This is a genomic window from Halomonas sp. 3D7M, assembly GCF_014897885.1.
Classification (GTDB): Bacteria; Pseudomonadota; Gammaproteobacteria; order Pseudomonadales; family Halomonadaceae; genus Vreelandella.
In genome coordinates this window covers 1-1,922 of sequence record NZ_JABUZF010000253.1, presented here as the reverse complement: position 1 = coordinate 1,922, position 1,922 = coordinate 1, and the positions used below count along the sequence as shown (strand labels likewise).

The following is a 1,922-nucleotide window of genomic DNA, read 5'->3' as shown; positions in this document are numbered from 1 at the left end:
CGTACCCATGGTGGGGATCGACCCAGCGATGACGCTGACCTATCGCCAAGAGTACGTCAAAGCCCTGGGCCGTGAACAAGTACCCAACGTGCTGATGCTGCAAGAGTGGCTGGCCACCCGTATTAACACGCTAGCGCCTCGCCAGCTGAACCTAACCGATCCTGGCTTTAAGCTGCTTTCCCACTGCACCGAAAAGACCAACGCCCCAGGCAGCCCAAAGGCTTGGCAGCAGGTGTTTGCGGCATTTGGTTTAGAGCTTGAGCTGATGGCGACCGGCTGCTGCGGTATGTCCGGCACCTACGGCCATGAAACCCGTAATGTCGCAACCTCGAAAACCATTTATGCCCAATCCTGGCAGCCTCAGGTGGAAGCCGAGCAAAACACGGGCAAACTGCTAGCCACCGGCTACTCCTGCCGCAGCCAGGTGAAACGCTACTCAGCGCAAACTTTGCCACACCCGCTTCAGGCGCTGTTGGCGCTATTGACGCCGGTGTCTCATCCTTATCCCAACAATATGCAAGAGAGAGCAACGAAATGACTCAGCCGAGCCTTCTTTCAACCAACGAAGTGCGTGACCGTTTCTCTAAGGCAATGTCGGCCATGTATCAAGCCGAAGTGCCGCAGTACGGCACGCTGCTCGAACTTGTCGAGCGCGTTAACCAAGAAACACTTAGTCAACAGCCTGAACTGCATCGCCGCCTAGAAGCGCAGGGCGAATTGGCCCGTTTGAGCGTAGAACGCCACGGGGCTATTCGCGTGGGAACTGCTGCAGAGCTTGCCATGCTGCGCCGCCTGTTTGCTGTGATGGGTATGTATCCGGTGGGCTATTACGACCTTTCAGAAGCGGGCGTGCCGGTTCACTCAACCGCCTTCCGGCCTATCGACGATGATGCGCTGGCGATGAACCCTTTCCGTGTTTTTACCTCGTTACTGCGTTTAGAACTGATTGAAAGTGAGGCTCTGCGCCAGCGTTCGGAAGAGATTCTAGCCAAGCGCGATATCTTTACCTCTGGGGCGCGCGAACTTATTGAGCGTCATGAAACCCAGGGTGGCTTAACCAGCGAAGAAACCGACCAATTCGTCAAAGAAGCGCTGGAAACCTTCCGTTGGCACCAGGATGCGACGGTCGATCTGGAGACTTATCAGGCGCTCCATGATGAGCACCGCTTGATTGCCGACGTGGTGTGCTTCCGTGGGCCGCATATCAATCACCTGACGCCGCGTACTCTGGATATCGACGAAGCACAGCGCCGCATGCCGGAGATGGGCATGAACCCCAAAGCGGTCATTGAAGGGCCGCCACGTCGTGAATGCCCCATTTTGCTGCGCCAGACCAGCTTTAAAGCATTGGAAGAATCAATCCGCTTTGCTGGTGACGCGCAAGGTACTCACACCGCTCGCTTTGGCGAAATTGAGCAGCGTGGCGTAGCACTAACACCAAAAGGCCGTGCGCTTTATGACCAGTTACTTACTGAAGGCCGCAAGCAAACCGCAGGGTTGGATAACGACGCCCACCAAACGGTTATGCAAAACGTCTTTGCCAAGTTCCCTGATAACGACGAGGCCATGCGCCGTGAGGGGCTAGCGTATTTTCAGTATCATCTGACCGAGAAAGGTCAGGCCGCTAAAGACGTTGGCAATGCCGATATTGAGGCGTTAATCGCCCAGGGCCTGGTGGAAGCACAGCCGATTACCTATGAAGACTTTCTACCAGTGAGTGCGGCGGGTATTTTCCAGTCGAACCTGGGCGGTGCAGAGAGCGAAGCCTATGCTGGGAATGCCAATCGCGATGCCTTTGAAGAGGCACTGGGTGCCCAAGTGACCGATGAGTTGTCGCTTTACGCAGAACGTGAGAACACTTCTAAACACAAAGTCTTGAATAGACTATAAATAACGTCTAAGTGGCTATTCAAAATTTATCG

General features: G+C 54.9%; 1 protein-coding gene and 1 pseudogene. Both read left to right on the top strand.

Translation table 11 applies throughout. The features are described 5' to 3' along the window. A pseudogene (locus INT22_RS15660) lies at nt 1-538 on the top strand (FAD-binding oxidoreductase); the annotation flags it as partial. Next, a complete protein-coding gene (gene hglS / locus INT22_RS15655; RefSeq protein WP_193068517.1) occupies nt 535-1,890 on the top strand; it encodes a 2-oxoadipate dioxygenase/decarboxylase HglS in 1,356 nt (451 codons plus the stop codon). The pseudogene INT22_RS15660 and the gene hglS, both read left to right, overlap by 4 nt. Nucleotides 1,891-1,922: the final 32 nt, after the last annotated feature.

Coding starts and splice junctions, on each gene's coding strand:
- hglS (WP_193068517.1), top strand. CDS start 535: ATGACTCAGCCGAGCCTTCTTTCAACCAACGAAGTGCGTGACCGTTTC.